12 protein-coding genes and 1 tRNA gene are annotated in these 14,655 nt (G+C 65.1%); 3 read left to right on the forward strand and 10 right to left on the reverse strand.

Annotated features, from left to right (window positions below; translation table 11 throughout):
* Window positions 1-28: 28 nt before the first annotated feature.
* Window positions 29-1,834, reverse strand: coding sequence for a bifunctional metallophosphatase/5'-nucleotidase (locus OG430_RS36025; RefSeq protein WP_327356844.1), 1,806 nt, complete (start codon window positions 1,832-1,834; stop codon window positions 29-31).
* A 162-nt stretch (window positions 1,835-1,996) separates the two neighbouring features.
* Here OG430_RS36025 and OG430_RS36030 point away from each other — a divergent pair, with 162 nt between their 5' ends.
* Together OG430_RS36030 and pyk are read left to right on the forward strand one after the other, a co-directional pair.
* Complete coding sequence (locus tag OG430_RS36030) at window positions 1,997-2,731, forward strand: SIMPL domain-containing protein (RefSeq protein ID WP_327356845.1); 735 nt, start codon at window positions 1,997-1,999, stop codon at window positions 2,729-2,731.
* A 147-nt stretch (window positions 2,732-2,878) separates the two neighbouring features.
* Window positions 2,879-4,318, forward strand: coding sequence for a pyruvate kinase (pyk, locus tag OG430_RS36035; protein WP_327356846.1), 1,440 nt, complete (start codon window positions 2,879-2,881; stop codon window positions 4,316-4,318).
* 23 nt (window positions 4,319-4,341) lie between these two features.
* Here pyk and OG430_RS36040 read toward each other — a convergent pair whose 3' ends face one another.
* The 3 genes from OG430_RS36040 to OG430_RS36050 all read right to left on the reverse strand — a co-directional run bounded on the left by OG430_RS36040 (window position 4,342) and on the right by OG430_RS36050 (window position 7,294).
* Window positions 4,342-6,246: an alkyl/aryl-sulfatase gene (locus OG430_RS36040; RefSeq protein WP_327356847.1), complete on the reverse strand. Its 1,905-nt coding sequence runs from the start codon at window positions 6,244-6,246 to the stop codon at window positions 4,342-4,344.
* Between the two features lie 108 nt (window positions 6,247-6,354).
* Window positions 6,355-7,110, reverse strand: coding sequence for a helix-turn-helix domain-containing protein (locus tag OG430_RS36045; protein WP_327356848.1), 756 nt, complete (start codon window positions 7,108-7,110; stop codon window positions 6,355-6,357).
* Window positions 7,111-7,219: 109 nt separating this feature from the next.
* Window positions 7,220-7,294, reverse strand: a tRNA-Leu gene (locus OG430_RS36050).
* A 98-nt stretch (window positions 7,295-7,392) separates the two neighbouring features.
* Here OG430_RS36050 and OG430_RS36055 point away from each other — a divergent pair.
* On the forward strand, window positions 7,393-8,043 hold the full coding sequence (locus tag OG430_RS36055) for an ANTAR domain-containing response regulator (RefSeq protein WP_327356849.1): 651 nt from the start codon (window positions 7,393-7,395) through the stop codon (window positions 8,041-8,043).
* 86 nt (window positions 8,044-8,129) lie between these two features.
* On the opposite strand, the gene OG430_RS36060 is transcribed toward OG430_RS36055, so the two are convergent.
* The 6 genes from OG430_RS36060 to OG430_RS36085 form a co-directional block, all read right to left on the reverse strand.
* The gene (locus OG430_RS36060) at window positions 8,130-8,846 is read right to left on the reverse strand and encodes an ABC transporter ATP-binding protein (RefSeq protein ID WP_327356850.1); all 717 of its coding nucleotides are present in this window, start codon (window positions 8,844-8,846) and stop codon (window positions 8,130-8,132) included.
* Entirely contained in the window at window positions 8,843-9,733 is an 891-nt protein-coding gene (locus OG430_RS36065; RefSeq protein WP_442816618.1) for an ABC transporter ATP-binding protein, read from the reverse strand. The genes OG430_RS36060 and OG430_RS36065 overlap by 4 nt, the downstream gene beginning before the upstream one ends.
* On the reverse strand, window positions 9,730-11,541 hold the full coding sequence (locus OG430_RS36070; RefSeq protein WP_327356851.1) for a branched-chain amino acid ABC transporter permease: 1,812 nt from the start codon (window positions 11,539-11,541) through the stop codon (window positions 9,730-9,732). The genes OG430_RS36065 and OG430_RS36070 overlap by 4 nt, the downstream gene beginning before the upstream one ends.
* A gap of 5 nt (window positions 11,542-11,546) precedes the next feature.
* On the reverse strand, window positions 11,547-12,476 hold the full coding sequence (locus tag OG430_RS36075; RefSeq protein ID WP_327356852.1) for a branched-chain amino acid ABC transporter permease: 930 nt from the start codon (window positions 12,474-12,476) through the stop codon (window positions 11,547-11,549).
* Window positions 12,477-12,575: 99 nt separating this feature from the next.
* Complete coding sequence (locus tag OG430_RS36080) at window positions 12,576-13,778, reverse strand: branched-chain amino acid ABC transporter substrate-binding protein (protein WP_327359374.1); 1,203 nt, start codon at window positions 13,776-13,778, stop codon at window positions 12,576-12,578.
* 414 nt (window positions 13,779-14,192) lie between these two features.
* Window positions 14,193-14,627, reverse strand: coding sequence for a hypothetical protein (locus OG430_RS36085; RefSeq protein ID WP_327356853.1), 435 nt, complete (start codon window positions 14,625-14,627; stop codon window positions 14,193-14,195).
* Window positions 14,628-14,655: the final 28 nt, after the last annotated feature.

Consider the following 14,655-nt stretch of genomic DNA (forward strand, 5'->3'; position numbering starts at 1 on the left):
TTGTCATCACCGCCGCATCAAGAGGCCATCAGAAAACCGGCACACCGTCCCGCGTCAACTTCCAGTCCACCGAGGCGAACTGCGCCGGATCCACCGTCCCCTTCGCCTTCACCCACGAAATGATCGTGTTCCGGATCTCGTCCGAATTCACGAACACCTGCTTCGCACCCGGCACATGCGGGAAGTTCCCGCCACCACTCGCCCGATAGTTGTTCACCGCGAGCACGAACTGCGCCGCCGGGTCCAAAGCCTTCCCGCCGAACTGCAGATTCACGATCCGCGAACCCACCGCCTTCGCGATGTCGATCTCGTACGTCACCCCGTACACGGCGTCATAGTTGTAATCCGGAATGTTCTCCGCGTTCGTCAGCTTCGCCGGATCCACCGGACCACCCGCGGGCGTCTGCACGTAATAGCGCGCCGAATACTCCAGATAGTCCTTCAGCTGCGCACCCGTGATCAGCCGCGCCTCAAGGGTGTTCTCGAACGGATACAACCCCGCCGCATCCTTGATCGTCACCTCACCGGCCGGAATCCCCGCCGTCCGCGAGAAACACGACGCCTGCGACAACACCGGAAGCGCCGCATACTCGCCACCCGCCAACGCCGCCTTCACCGTCTCCGCCTGCACATGGCTGATCAGATCGATGATCGGCACATCCTTGAACGGGCCCTCCGCCGTCGACATCGCCGCCGTCGACGTACCGATCACCTGGTTGACGTACGCCACGACCTTCTTGTGCTCATCCGCGAGCAGCCCCGTGATCTTCGGATCCTCGGCAACCGTATTGGAATTCAGGACCTGCGCGCCGACCTTCTCCACCGTCCAACGCCCCTTCGACCACACCAGATCGAAGTCGAAAAGCGTCAGCCGCTGCCCCCACTTGAGCGGCTCCGAAAGGACAACCGGCTTCCCGGTCTCCTTGTTCGTCACGAAATACTCGGGAATCTCCGTGTGCGCATGACCCACCAAAATCGCGTCGATCCCCGGCACCTGCTCCGCGACCAGACCCGCCGCATTCTCTATGTACGGCAACTGATCACCGTAAGAAGAAGTCCCCGAAGAACCACTGTGCGCGGACACGATCACCACATCCGCACCCATCGACCGCAGCCTCGGCACCCACTTCGCCGCCTGCTCCTCCAGACCCGGGAACACCATCTTCCCCTGCACGTTCGCCTTGTCCCAGATCGCAATCCCAGGGTTGGTGAGACCGAGCACCGCCACCTTCACATCACGGCCGTGCGGCGTACGCAGCCGATGCATGCTGTACGGCGCGAACGCCGGCCGGTTCGTCTTCGCATCCAGCGCATTCGCCCCGAGCAGCGGGAAGTCACACTGCTCCTCGAACTTCCGCAGCACCGGAATGCCGTAGTTGAACTCATGATTGCCGAGCGCCGCCGCGTCGTAATCGATCGCATTCATCGCCTGCGCCATCGGATGCACCGGGCCCTTGGCGGCCGTGATCGGATCGACCTTCGCGTAGTAATACGACAGCTGCGTGCCCTGAATCGTGTCGCCCGCATCGATCAGGAGCGTGTTGCGCCGGCCCTTCTCCTTACGGATCTGGTTCACCAGCGTGGAGATCTTCGCCAGGCCCACATCGTTGTGCGCCTTGTCGTCGAACTCCTTGTCCGTGAAGTAGTCCCAGTTGAAGACGTTTCCGTGCAGATCCGTCGTGCCCATCACGGTGAACGAGTACCGCTTCTCCCGCTTCTTGGGCGCGGCCTGGACGGTCGCGGCCTGCGCGGGCGCGGCAGCGACACCGGTGGCCGCCAGCGCGACCCCCGTCGCGGCCGACGTACCCAGAAACGTCCTTCGGTTGAGCGGCATCTCGTCTCCCTCATGAGCGGGCATGTGATCGAACAACGCGCGTAGATTCTGTACCGGGCGCCCCACCCCGCAACACCCTTCCCCGGTTTCGATCTGATGACTGCCCGCTGTCGCACCCGAGTGCAACAGTGGCCGTACGCCACCCGGAGGAGCCCCGCCACCATGACCGAACCCACCAACGACCCCACCGCAGACCCCACCCCGCACACCCCCTACGGCACCCCCGCATCCCCCCGCGTCGCCGTCCGCGGCGAAGCCCACCTCGAAGTCGACCCCGAAATCGCCCGCATCGGCATCACCGTCTCCGCCCGCGGCACCGACCGCCGCACCGCACTCGACGACCTCACCCGCCGCAACACCGTCGTCCTCGACCTCATCAAGACCTACGGCGACGCCTGCGAACGCCTCGAAACCGGCACCATCTCCATCAGCCCCGAACTCCACAAACACGGCCGCGGCGAACGCATCCGCGCCTACCACGGCCGCGTCCACATCAGCGCCGAACTCACCGACTTCACCGCACTCGGCGAACTCATCACCCGCCTCGCCGACCTCGACCTCACCCGCGTCGACGGCCCCTGGTGGGCCCTGCGCCCCGACTCACCCGCCCACGGCGAAGCCCGCCGCAAAGCCGTCCAAGAAGCCGTCCAACGCGCCCGCGAATACGCCGAAGCCCTCGGCACCAGCCTCGACGCCCTCATCGAACTCGCCGACATCGGCGCCGAGAACGCCGGCCCCCTCACCTTCGAGGCACAGTCCAGCCCCAGGATGATGCGCTCCGTCGCCTACGGAGCCGCAGAAGACGCCGGAGCCCCACCCCTCGACCTCGAACCCGAACGCCAAACCGTCTACGCCCAAGTGAACGCCCGCTTCACCATGCACCCACCACAGCTCTAGCACGACCAAAGGGAATTGCTCAGCGAATGCTCATCGGAGCACCCCTGCGCACAATTCAACACTTGTCAATAACCCTTCACGCAAAGGTTGTTGAGTAGTCACCCCTCACCAATTCTCTACCCACCGGTAAGGCCTAGGCTCGAAGACATGCGCCGAGCAAAGATCGTCTGCACCCTGGGCCCCGCCACCGACACCTACGACCAGATCAAGGCCCTGGTCGAAGCCGGAATGGACGTAGCCCGCTTCAACCTCAGCCACGGCACCTACGCCGAACACGAGGTGCGGTACCAGCGCGTCCGCCAGGCCGCCGAAGAGACGGGCCGAAGCGTCGGCATCCTCGCCGACCTTCAAGGCCCGAAGATCCGCCTCGGACGCTTCAGCGAAGGACCCGTACTACTCGAACGCGGCGACGACTTCACCATCACCACCGAAGACGGCATCCAAGGCGACCGCCAAACCTGCGGCACCACCTACGACGGCCTCCACACCGACGTCACCGCAGGCGAACGCATCCTCGTCGACGACGGCAAAGTCTCCCTCGAAGTCACCGCCGTCGACGGCCCCCGCGTCCACACCACCGTCATCGAAGGCGGCATGGTCTCCGACCACAAAGGCCTCAACCTCCCCGGCGTCGCCGTCTCCGTCCCCGCACTCTCCGAAAAGGACGTCGAAGACCTCCGCTGGGCCCTCCGAACCGGCGCCGACATCATCGCCCTCTCCTTCGTCCGCAGCGGCCGCGACATCGAAGACGTCCACCGCATCATGAAGGAAGAAGGACGCCGCCTCCCTGTGATCGCCAAGGTCGAGAAGCCGCAGGCCGTCGAGAACATCGACGACATCGTCGCCGCCTTCGACGGCATCATGGTCGCGCGCGGAGACCTCGGCGTCGAAATGCCCCTGGAACAGGTGCCGATCGTCCAAAAGCGCGCCATCAAACTCGCCAAGCGCAACGCCAAACCCGTCATCGTCGCCACCCAGATGCTCGACTCGATGATCGACAACTCCCGCCCCACCAGGGCCGAAGCGAGCGACGTGGCCAACGCCGTCATCGACGGCACCGACGCCGTCATGCTCTCCGGCGAAACCAGCGTCGGCAAATACCCCATCGAGACGGTCAAGACGATGAGCCGCATCGTCGAAGCGGCAGAAGAAGACATCCTCGCCAAGGGCCTGCCCCCACTCACCGAACGCAACAAGCCCCGCACCCAAGGCGGCGCCGTCGCCCGAGCAGCAGCAGAGATGGGCGACTTCCTCGGCGCCAAATACCTGGTCGCCTTCACCCAGTCCGGAGACACCGTAAAGAGGCTCTCCAGGTACCGCTCGCCCATCCCACTCCTGGCCTTCACCCCCGACCCGGCCACCCGCTCCCAGCTCAACCTCACCTGGGGCGTGGAAACCTTCCTCGGCCCCCACGTCGAATCCACCGACGCCATGGTCGACCAGGTCGACGAGCTGCTGCTGAAGTACGGCCACTGCCAGAAGGGCGACACCGTCGTCATCACCGCCGGCTCCCCGCCCGGCGTCCCCGGCTCCACCAACCTCGTACGCGTCCACCACATCGGCGAGGACGACAACCCCGACAACTAGCCCTGGGCTATGGGTAGTTGGGCCTACGGAGTGACGATCGCGAACATCGGATCAGGCTTGTCCAACACGCCGAGCAACCTCGGCAACAACGAGGCATCACCCTCGACCTTGATATCGCCAAGCCCCTTGCCCCCGAGCAAGGCAAGCAACTGAGGCTTCGACATCGTCAGCGCGACCCCGGCACCGGGGTCGCGCTTCGTCGTACTCCGATACGTCAACACCCCATGCACCAACCGCAGATGCCACACCTTGCCGAGCGACGGCAGAGCCCAGTCCATGGTGATGCGCTCATCCCAGGCTTTGGGCCCGTTGACCCGAATCGCCACCGAATCAATGAGCTGCTCGATGGACAGAGCCATGAGGAAATCGACACCCGTCGTCGAGGTGTCAGGCGCCTTCACGCCTTCACGCAGCTCTTGCGCCCCGGTGAGATAGAAGTTCCGCCACACCGCGTTCTCACACTTGTACGCCAACTTCTCGTACACCCCGGCCAGTTCACCCTTCGCCCGCCTGTCCTCCGGGCGAGCGAACACACAGTGATTCAACAACGTCGCCGCAAACCGCAGATCCCCCTCGGCCGCGAAACGCCGCGCCTTCGACACCGTGGCCCGAAGCCCACCCATCGCGCGTACGTACCGCTTGGCCTCCTCGACCGGCGGATGCTCCCACAAGTGGGCCGGATTGCCGTCGAACCACCCCATGTAACGCTGATAGATCCCCTTGACGTTATGACTGAGAGACCCGTAATAGCCATGATTGGCCCATACGTCGCCGAGCGCAGGCGGCAACGCGATCTCCTCCGCGATCTCCCGCCCCGTCAGCCCCTGATTCATCAACCGCAACGTCTGATCATGCATATACGCGTACAGATCACGCTGAGCCGACAACAATTCCGCAATCTGCTCGCCGCCCCACGTCGGCCAATGATGCGAGGCAAAAGCCACATCCGCCTTCCCTGAGTAGAGATCGACGGACTCCCCGAGATAGTGCGCCCAGGCTCGCGCATCCCGCACCTGCGCACCCCGCAACGTAATGATGTTGTGCATCGTGTGCGTCGCGTTCTCCGCCATGCAGACGGCGCGGAGGTCGGGGAAGAGAAAGTTCATCTCCGCATGCGCCTCGGTGCCGGGCGTCATCTGGAACTCGATCCGGACGCCGTCCAGCGTCTCCGTCTGACCGGTCCTGGTGACGTACCGCGTGGGCGCGATCAACCCGATCGTGCCGGTCGATATCAACTGGCCAAGCCCACAACCCACTTGCCCCTGGGGACCCTTCGGCAACTGAGCGCCGTACATGTAGACCGAACGCCTCGCCATCGCCGTCCCCGCGTACACGTTCTCGGAGACCGCGTGCTCCATGAACCCCTCGGGGGCGAGGACGGGGATGTCGTCTCCCGGCCCGTCTGGGAGTACCCCTCGGCAGCCACCGAAATGATCCACATGCGGATGCGTATAGACGAGCGCGGTCACTCTCCGCTCACCCCGGTGCTTCCGATACAGCCCCAGCGCGGCGGCCGCAGTCTCCGCTGAAATCAGCGGATCGATGACGATGACACCCTCGTCGCCCTCCACGAGCGTCATGTTCGACAGGTCGAGCCCACGCACCTGATAGATCCGGTCCGCCACCTTGAACAGGCCCTGCTTGGCCGTGAGCTGCCCCTGCCGCCACAAGCTCTTGTGCACGGTCTTCGGGGCCTTGCCCTGGAGGAAGTCATACGCGTCGTTGTCCCAGACGACCCGCCCCTTGGCGTCCTTCACAACACCGGGCTCGAGCTTCCCGATGAACCCGCGCTCGGCGTCCGCGAAGTCGCCGGCGGCGGGCGGGCTCTGGGGCTTGCCCTGAGCGTGGGCGGTCCAGGGGTTCAGGGCGATGGCGGCAGCTGCGGCGCCGGTGGCGGTGACGAAACCGCGTCGGTTGATAGGGCTCATGGCCCGCATTTCACGGGCCTCGCGGGGGCAGATCAAGGCTTGGGGCGGGAATTGGGAGGGGTCCCTGGTGGGGGTGGGGGGTGGCTGTGACGTGTCACAGGGTGGGGGTCAGCATTTGGGGCCTAGGCGGGCTTCCAAGAGGGCGATGGATGCTTTGCGGGCGATGGAGACCGTCTGGGCGGCGCGGCTCTGGTGGAGGGACTTCCATTCGACAGCCAGCTTGTCGAGTGTGTCCGTGAAGAGCCGCATGATGTCGACGGACGTGTTGGTGAAGAAGTACCGGGGGTACTCGTAGCGCTTTCGCTCGCCTGCGACGACGCGGGTGGTCCAGTTGGTGATGCGGCAGCCGTCGGAGTGGTAGAGGCCGCGGATGAACTCCCAGGGGTGCGCGTCGACGATGCGCTGCTGCCAGGGCTGGAGCGCGATCGTTCGGTTGTGCTTCTTGCCGGGACCGTGCTGCGGGAAGAGCGTGGGCCAGTGACGGTTGTAGCTCGTCACGGTTACGCAGCCTTCCCGCTGAAGGATGTAGACGCCGACTTCGGGTCGAGTAGCGGTAATCGCCTCCCGGCACAGTTCGATGAGCCCGGGGTAGGCGTCGGCGCACACGATGCGGAGGTAGTAACCACCGTTGCGGTGTGGGCTGAGGCACCCGTCGCCGAGGTAGAGCCCCAGGAGGTAGGAGTACGCCGCTTCATCTGCGGGAGGTCCCGGATCGGGGGCCAGCATGCGGGGGAGCGGTTCGATGCGGTCTTGCCAGGAACGGATCGCGGCGCGAGATATCCCGGTTTGTTTGCTGACGGAGTTCAAGCTGCGGCCTTGAGCGACGAGAGCGAGTGCCCGTCTCCGTGTGCTCGTGTCGTACATGCGCACGAGCCTTGCGGGCTCATGGCTGTCACGAGGCAGGATCAGGCCGATGTCGCGAGATCAAGTGAACCTGATCAATTCGCGCGTGACCTTGGAATTGAAGGAAAAGTGCCCCAGGTGGGATTCGAACCCACACTGTCCGCTGTTTGAGAGCGGCCTCTCTAACCAGTTGGAGTACTGGGGCCTTAGAAAGGAAGGGGAAGCTCCTCCCCTTGCGTCACCACCTTACCGCAGCTAGGTAGGCTCTTGGGAGCAGTACCTGCCCCGCAACTAGGAGCCCTCGTGACCGCCCCCGACGCCACCCCCACCCCCGACGACGACAAGTCGCACGTACCTCCGCTCACGACCCGCGTCGTGATCGCCGAGGACGAGGCCCTCATTCGCCTCGACCTCAAGGAGATGCTCGAGGAAGAGGGCTACTCCGTAGTGGGCGAGGCGGGCGATGGTCAGAAGGCGATCGAGCTTGCCCGGGAGCACCAGCCGGACCTGGTGATCCTCGATGTGAAGATGCCCGTCCTGGACGGCATCAGCGCGGCCGAGAAGATCACGGAGGAGGGCATCGCCCCGGTCCTGATGCTCACGGCGTTCTCCCAGCGGGATCTCGTCGAGCGGGCGCGTGACGCGGGTGCGATGGCGTACCTGGTGAAGCCGTTCAGCAAGGGTGATGTCGTACCGGCGATCGAGATGGCGGTGTCGCGGTACACGGAGCTGAGGGCGCTGGAGAAGGAGGTCGCGGACCTCTCGCAGCGCTTGGAGACGCGGAAGCTGGTGGACAGGGCGAAGTCGATCCTGCAGACCCAGTACGGCCTGAGTGAGCCTGCCGCGTTCCGGTGGATTCAGAAGACGTCGATGGATCGCCGTATGTCGATGCAGCAGGTTGCTGAGGCGGTCATTGAGGACGCTGAGGAGAAGAAGGCGGCGAAGGGCGAGTAGGTCCTGCCAAAGGCCAAGTCGAAGAGGCCCGCACCCCGAGATCGGGGTGCGGGCCTCTTCGTACAGGTACAGCCGTGACCGGAAGGTCAGTCCTCGCCGAGGTACGCCTTCCGCACGGACTCGTCGTGGAGGAGGTCCTGTCCGGTGCCGGAGAGGACGATGTTGCCGACCTCCATGACATGCCCGTGATCGGCCAGAGACAGCGCGGCCTGGGCGTTCTGTTCGACGAGCAGGATCGTCGTACCCGATGCCTTGAGTTCGACGATGGTCTCCATGATCTTCTGCATCATGATCGGGGAGAGGCCCATGGAGGGTTCGTCGAGCATGAGGAGCTTGGGCTGGGACATGAGGGCGCGCCCCATTGCCAGCATTTGCTGCTCACCGCCGGACAGCGTTCCTGCGGCCTGCTTGCGGCGTTCGCCCAGGATGGGGAAGAGGTCGTAGGCGCGCTGGATGTCCTTCTCGATGCCGGCCTTGTCGTCGCGGAGGTATGCCCCGAGTTGGAGGTTTTCCGTGATGGTGAGGCGGGGGAAGATGTGGCGGCCCTCGGGGGAGTGGGCGAGTCCGAGCGCGACGATTTTGTGCGCGGGGACGCCGTCGAGGGGTTGGCCGTTGAAGAGGATCTTCCCGGAGGTCGGCTTGAGGAGGCCGGAGAGGGTCCTGAGGGTGGTGGTCTTGCCTGCGCCGTTGGTGCCGATGAGGGTGACGACTTGGCCGGCTTCGACGCTGAAGGAGATGCCCTTGACGGCTTCGATCTTGCCGTAGGCGACCCTGAGGTCCTCGACTTCGAGGAGTGCGGTCACGGGGTTTCTCCTTCCGGACCGGTGGTGGTTTTACCGGTGTTGCTCTGTTCTTCCGCGGCGATGACTTCGGCTGCTTCGGCGGCGCCGGGGGCGCCTTCGAAGGGGGTGCCGAGGTAGGCGGCGATGACGCGTTCGTCGCCCTGGACGACGTCGGGGGTGCCTTCGACGAGTTTTTCGCCTTGGACGAGGCAGGCGACGCGGTCGCAGAGGTTGAAGATGAAGCGCATGTCGTGCTCGATGACGAGGACGGCGATGCCTTGGTCGCGGATGGCGAAGATGAGTTCTTCGGCGGCGCGGGTTTCTTGCGGGTTCATGCCGGCGGTGGGCTCGTCGAGGAGCAGCAAGCCCGGTTCGCTCGCCAGCGCTCGCGCGATTTCGAGCTTGCGCTGTTCGCCGTACGGCAGGTTCCTGGAGAGGTGGTCGGCCTTGTGTGCGAGGCCGACGAATTCCAGGAGTTCCATGGCTCGTTTGTGGGAGGCGGCTTCGGCTTTCTTGAAGCCGGGTCCGCGTACGAGTGCCGACCAGAGGCCTTCTTTTGTCCTGGTGTGGCGTCCGACGAGGACGTTTTCGAGGACGGTCATGTTGGCGAAGAGCCGGATGTTCTGGAAGGTGCGGGCGATGCCTGCGTTGGTGACGAGGTGGGGCTTGGGGGGCAGGACGGTGCCCTTGTAGGAGACCTTGCCTTCGGTGGGGATGTAGAGCCCGGTGAGGCAGTTGAAGAAGGTGGTCTTGCCTGCGCCGTTGGGTCCGATGAGGCCGACGATTTCGCCGCTGTTGACGGTGAGGTCGACGCTGCGTACGGCGGTGAGGCCGCCGAAGCGCATGGTGACGCCGCTGGCTTCGAGGACGGTGCTGGTGGTGGTGACGGTGTTGGTCATGGTGGTCACGCCCCCGCCTTGCTGACGCCGACGGTGGTGTCGGTCAGGCGTTCTTCTGGTACGTCGGTCTGGCCGGTCTCGTGGAATTCGAGCTGGGCGCGCTTGTTGGCGACGATTCCTTCGGGCCTGAATCGCATGAGGAGGATCAGGGCGAGTCCGAAGAACATCAGCTGGAAGTCTTCGAGGAATTCCAGTTTGGCGGGGATGAGGTAGAGCAGTGCTGCTCCGACGAGGGGTCCGCTGACGGTGCCCATGCCGCCGAGGATGACTGCGGCGAGCAGGAAGGCGCTGTTGGGCGGGACCGAGTTGGAGAAGAGGTACTGCTCGGGGGTGATGTTGCTCTGTACGTGTGCTTGGACGGTGCCGGCGAGGCCGGCGAGGGTGGCGCCGAGGGCGAAGGCGATGAGTTTGACGCGGAAGCCGTTGATGCCCATGGCGGTGGCGGCGGTTTCGTCTTCGCGGATGGCGACCCAGGCGCGTCCGATGCGGCTTTCGCCGGAGCGGCGGAAGACGAGGACGACGATGGCGGTGAAGAAGAGCATCAGTAGGAAGTAGTTGGCGTTGCGGCCAAGTGTGATTCCCAGGATGTCGTGGGGGAGCCCGAGGTTGAATCCGAAGATTTCGAGGTCGGGCACGTTGGGGATGCCGTTGGAGCCGTTGGTGACGTTGGGTCCGGTGCGTCCGTTGAGGTTGTTGACGGTGACGCGGAAGATTTCGCCGAAGCCGAGGGTGACGATGGCGAGGTAGTCGCCGCGTAGGCGGAGTGTGGGGGCTCCGATGAGGACGCCGAAGATCAGTGAGGCGCCGGCTCCGGTGAGGACGGCGGCCCAGAAGGGGAAGTGGACGCCGTTGATGCTGGAGTTGGGGGAGCCGGAGACGAGGGCGGCCGCGTAGGCGCCTACGCCGAGGAAGGCGACGTAGCCGAGGTCGAGGAGGCCGGCGAGGCCGACGACGACGTTGAGGCCGAGGGCGACGGTCGCGAAGACGAGGATGTCGACGCCGATGCGGGCGTAGTAGTCGTCGTTCTGGATGAACGGGAAGGCTGCTGCGGCGGCGAAGGCGGCGGCGAGTGCGACGCCTCGGTGGCGTGCGGCGAGTTGGTTGAGCTGTTCGATGAGGCCGGCGCGGAAGACGCCGGTGACGCCGAATACGGTGAGGACGAGGAAGCCGATGAAGAGTTCGGGTTCCGCGCCGATGCCGTACGCGAAGAGCTGGAGGCCGACGGCGAACGCGACGATGAGGATGAGGATTTCGAGCCAGCTGTTGAGCGGCTTGGCGGCCTTGGGGCTGGGGGCCTTGAGGCTTACTTTGACGCGCTCGCGGAAGGCCTTTTGCCAGGAGGCGTTGGTGTCGTCGGCGAAGTTGGGTACGTCGGCGGGGAGGCCGAGTGCGCCGATGACGGCGATGAGTGCGCCGATGCCGGAGATCCAGGCGCCTGGTTCGAGGTTGACGATGCCGCCGAGGTCGTTCGAGATGGCGCCCATGGTGTAGCCGGTGGTGCCGAGGGTGCCGAGCGCGAGGAGCAGGACGGGGCTGTTGGTGCCGCCGGGGGTGAGCCAGCCGAGTCCGCGGATCCGGTAGCCGGAGAGGGCGAACAGGAGGGTGAGGGCGGCGCCGGTGAGGGTGACGATCTGGAGGCCGCCGGGGTAGCCGGTGACGGTGAGGTTCCCGGGGAAGGCCTTGGTCCAGGTCCAGGCGAGGAAGGTGCCGATGAGGGCGACGGCGGCGCCTGCGATGGTCGCGAGGCGGGCTCCTGCCGGGGGGAGGGGGAGCACGGAGGTGGTCGTGCCGGGCGTTTTGGTGAGGTTCGTTGCCATGGGTATCACGCCCGATCTGCGACGCGCTCGCCGAGCAGGCCTTGGGGCCTCAGCAGGAGTACGAGGATGAGGAGGATGAAGGCCCAGACGTTGGCCCAGGACTGGGCGCCGAACTGTTCCATGCCGGGGATGTCTTCGATGTAGGTGGTGGCGAGGCCTTCGGCCACTCCGAGGACGATGCCGCCGAGCATGGCTCCGTAGATGTTGCCGATGCCGCCGAGGACGGCTGCGGTGAAGGCCTTGAGGCCCATGACGAAGCCCATGAAGAAGCTGACCTGGCCGTTGTGGAGGCCGTAGGCGATGGCTGCGACGGCGGCGAACGCGGCACCGATGGCGAAGGCCATGACGATGATGCGGTCGGTGTTGATGCCCATGAGCTTGGCGGTGTCGGGGTCCTGTGCGGTTGCCTGCATGCCGCGACCGGTGCGGGTCTTGGTGACGTAGTAGGCGAGCGCGATCATGCACAGGGGGGCGCCGATGATGATGAAGAGGTCACCGCGCTGGATGTCCATGCCGAGGACGTGGAAGGGCTCGCCGCCGAACTGGGGGAAGTCGCGGTCCTTGTTGGCCTGGGGGTAGAACTTCCAGACGATCTGCTGGAGCAGGATGGAGAGCCCGATCGCGGTGATGAGCGGCGCGAGTCTTGGTGCGCTCCTCAGGGGGCGGTAGGCGAAGCGTTCGGCTGCGGCGCCTACCGCGGTGGAGACGAGGACACCACCGATGATCATGAGGGGTATCGCGGCTAGCAGCGAGAATCCGCTGGGGAGCCAGAGGTAGACGGTCAGGGCGCCGAAGCCGCCGACCATGAATATCTCGCCGTGGGCGAAGTTGATGAGCTGGACGATTCCGTAGACCATCGTGTAGCCGATCGCGATGAGACCGTACATCGCGCCGAGGATGAGTCCATTGGCCAGCGTTTGCGGCAGTTCGTGCACCGCAGGGCCTCCGTGGGGTGGTTCGGATAAGGCGCCGCGCGGGAGCGCTCTTGGCGCTCCCGCGCGGTCTGGGTCAATGCCTTTGCGGGGCGGGTGCGGTTACGGCTTGATGGCCGCGTTGTGCTTGGCCACCCACTTGTTGCCCTCGATCTTGTACGCGGTCATCATCGTGTTCGTGGTGTCGCCGAACTCGTCGAACGAGATGGAGCCGGTGACGCCGTCGAACTTGACCTCGCTCATGGCGGCGAGGACGGAGGCGCGGTCGGGGTTGCCGTCCTTCTTGTCGGCGGCGATCTTCACGGCGTGGATGATCGACATGGTGGCGTCGTAGGTGCCGGCACCGTACGTCTCCATGTTCTCCTTCGGGTAGGCCTTGTTGTAGTCCGCGATGTAGGTCTTGGCGGACTCAAGGTCTTCCACGGGGGCGCCGACGGAGGTGCCGAGGTCGCCCTCGGCCTTCTTGTTGAGCTTGTAGAACTCTTCGGACTTCATGCCGTCGCCGCCCATGAGCGGGATCTTGGCGCCGGACTCCTTGAGCTGCTGGCTCAGGGGGGCTGCGGCGGGGAACTCGCCGCCGTAGTAGACGGCGTCGGCGCCGGTGCCCTTGACCTTGGCGACGGCAGCCTTGAAGTCGCGGTCCTCGGGGGTGACGTGGTTGGTGCCGACGATCTTGCCGCCGAGCTCGGTGTACTTGTCCTTGAAGGACGCGGCGAGGCCGGCGCCGTAGGTCTTGCCGTCGTCGATCAGGTAGACCTTCTTGAGCTTCGCCTGGTTGAACAGGTAGTCCGCTGCGAAGGCGCCCTGGATCTGGTCCGTGGTGGCGGTGCGGAAGAAGGTCTTGAAGGGGCGCTTCTTGTCGCCGGTCTTCCAGCCGTCGCCCTGGGTGAGCTCGGTGCCGGTGTTGGCGGGGGAGACCTGGACGAGGCCGGCGTCGTTGAACGGCTTCTGCATCGACTGCGAGACGCTGGAGTTCAGCGGGCCGACGACGCCGAGGATGTCCTTGTTGCCGATGAACTTGGTGGCGTTGGCGCCGCCGACGCCGGGCTGGGCCTTGTCGTCTGCGGCCTCGAGCTTGAACTCGACGCCGTCGACGAGGTTCTTGTCGTTGGCCTGGTCGACCGCGAGCTGGGCGGAGTTCCGCATGCCTATGCCGAGGGCGGACAGGTCGCCGGTGAGCGGGGCGTCGAAGCCGATGACGACGGTCTTCTTGTCGCCGTCACCGCCCCCGTTGTCCTCGTCGCGCGATCCGCATGCGGTGAGGGAGAGCGCCCCTGTGGTCAGCACAGCGGTGAGGATGAGCACGGAACGGTTTCGCACGATTGGTCCTTTCCCTGGCGCCGGCCTCCTCTGCTGGAGGTGCCGTGTAGATCGCCGGGCCGTACTGGAGGTCTTTGAGGTACTGGGCCGTGCAATTCAGTGGGCGCCCGGCGGCGCGGTGACTGGCCGTGACTCTAAGCGCAGGTGAAGGCCGTAGGGAGCAGCTAAGGGCAGGATGTGACTCTCTTGTTATGAGAGTTGAAATGTCGGAGGTGCAGTGCGGACAGAACGGACTTCTTGCGGGGCCCTTCGCGTTTCACATGGTGAGAATTTGCAGTTCCGCTAAGGGGCTTGAGGCGATCATGGTGCTGACAGGCGAGATGATTCCTAAAGCCCGAATGACGGATTCTGTCGATCTTGGATTTCGTGAACGCGCTGTGTCGGTAAATTGCGCGCACGTTACGGAGAGTGAGTTCCGGTGGGGGACTCGGACTCGGCCTGCCAGGGATGTCCGGTGGGCTGGCCGTTGCGGTAGCGCGCGTCGCACTTCTTCTTGACCTGACGGTCGATCAACTTCTCGGCGGCGGCGAGGCCGTGCCGCTCGCGCTCCTTCCTGGCGGCGGCGACGGCGTCGAGAAGGATGTAGTTCTGCCCGTTGGACAGGCCCTTCTGCATGTAGTCCCGGCCGGAGTTGGGCGCGTCGACCAGTACCTGTTTCGACCAGTACGTCACGAGGTCGAAGCAGATCTTCTGGGGAGAGTCGGTCTGGGGCGACGGTGACGGCGAGGGCCGTGCCGAGTCGTCGGCGGCGCCTTCGCAGGCGGTCAGCGCGGCGGGCAGCAGAAGGGCCGCGACGAGGGCGAGGGCTGCCCGACGGGACGCTGAGGGCCTCATGGAGTGACGGTAGCGAGAGGTGCGTGCA

The sequence above is a fragment of the Streptomyces sp. NBC_01304 genome, from assembly GCF_035975855.1.
In the GTDB taxonomy this organism is placed as follows: Bacteria; Actinomycetota; Actinomycetes; order Streptomycetales; family Streptomycetaceae; genus Streptomyces.

What these genes read in the sequence shown, in the direction of transcription:
- OG430_RS36025 (WP_327356844.1), bottom strand. Translation starts at nt 1,834, where the DNA reads ATGCCGCTCAACCGAAGGACGTTTCTGGGTACGTCGGCCGCGACGGGG.
- OG430_RS36030 (WP_327356845.1), top strand. Translation starts at nt 1,997, where the DNA reads ATGACCGAACCCACCAACGACCCCACCGCAGACCCCACCCCGCACACC.
- pyk (WP_327356846.1), top strand. Translation starts at nt 2,879, where the DNA reads ATGCGCCGAGCAAAGATCGTCTGCACCCTGGGCCCCGCCACCGACACC.
- OG430_RS36040 (WP_327356847.1), bottom strand. Translation starts at nt 6,246, where the DNA reads ATGAGCCCTATCAACCGACGCGGTTTCGTCACCGCCACCGGCGCCGCA.
- OG430_RS36045 (WP_327356848.1), bottom strand. Translation starts at nt 7,110, where the DNA reads ATGTACGACACGAGCACACGGAGACGGGCACTCGCTCTCGTCGCTCAA.
- OG430_RS36070 (WP_327356851.1), bottom strand. Translation starts at nt 11,541, where the DNA reads ATGGCAACGAACCTCACCAAAACGCCCGGCACGACCACCTCCGTGCTC.
- OG430_RS36085 (WP_327356853.1), bottom strand. Translation starts at nt 14,627, where the DNA reads ATGAGGCCCTCAGCGTCCCGTCGGGCAGCCCTCGCCCTCGTCGCGGCC.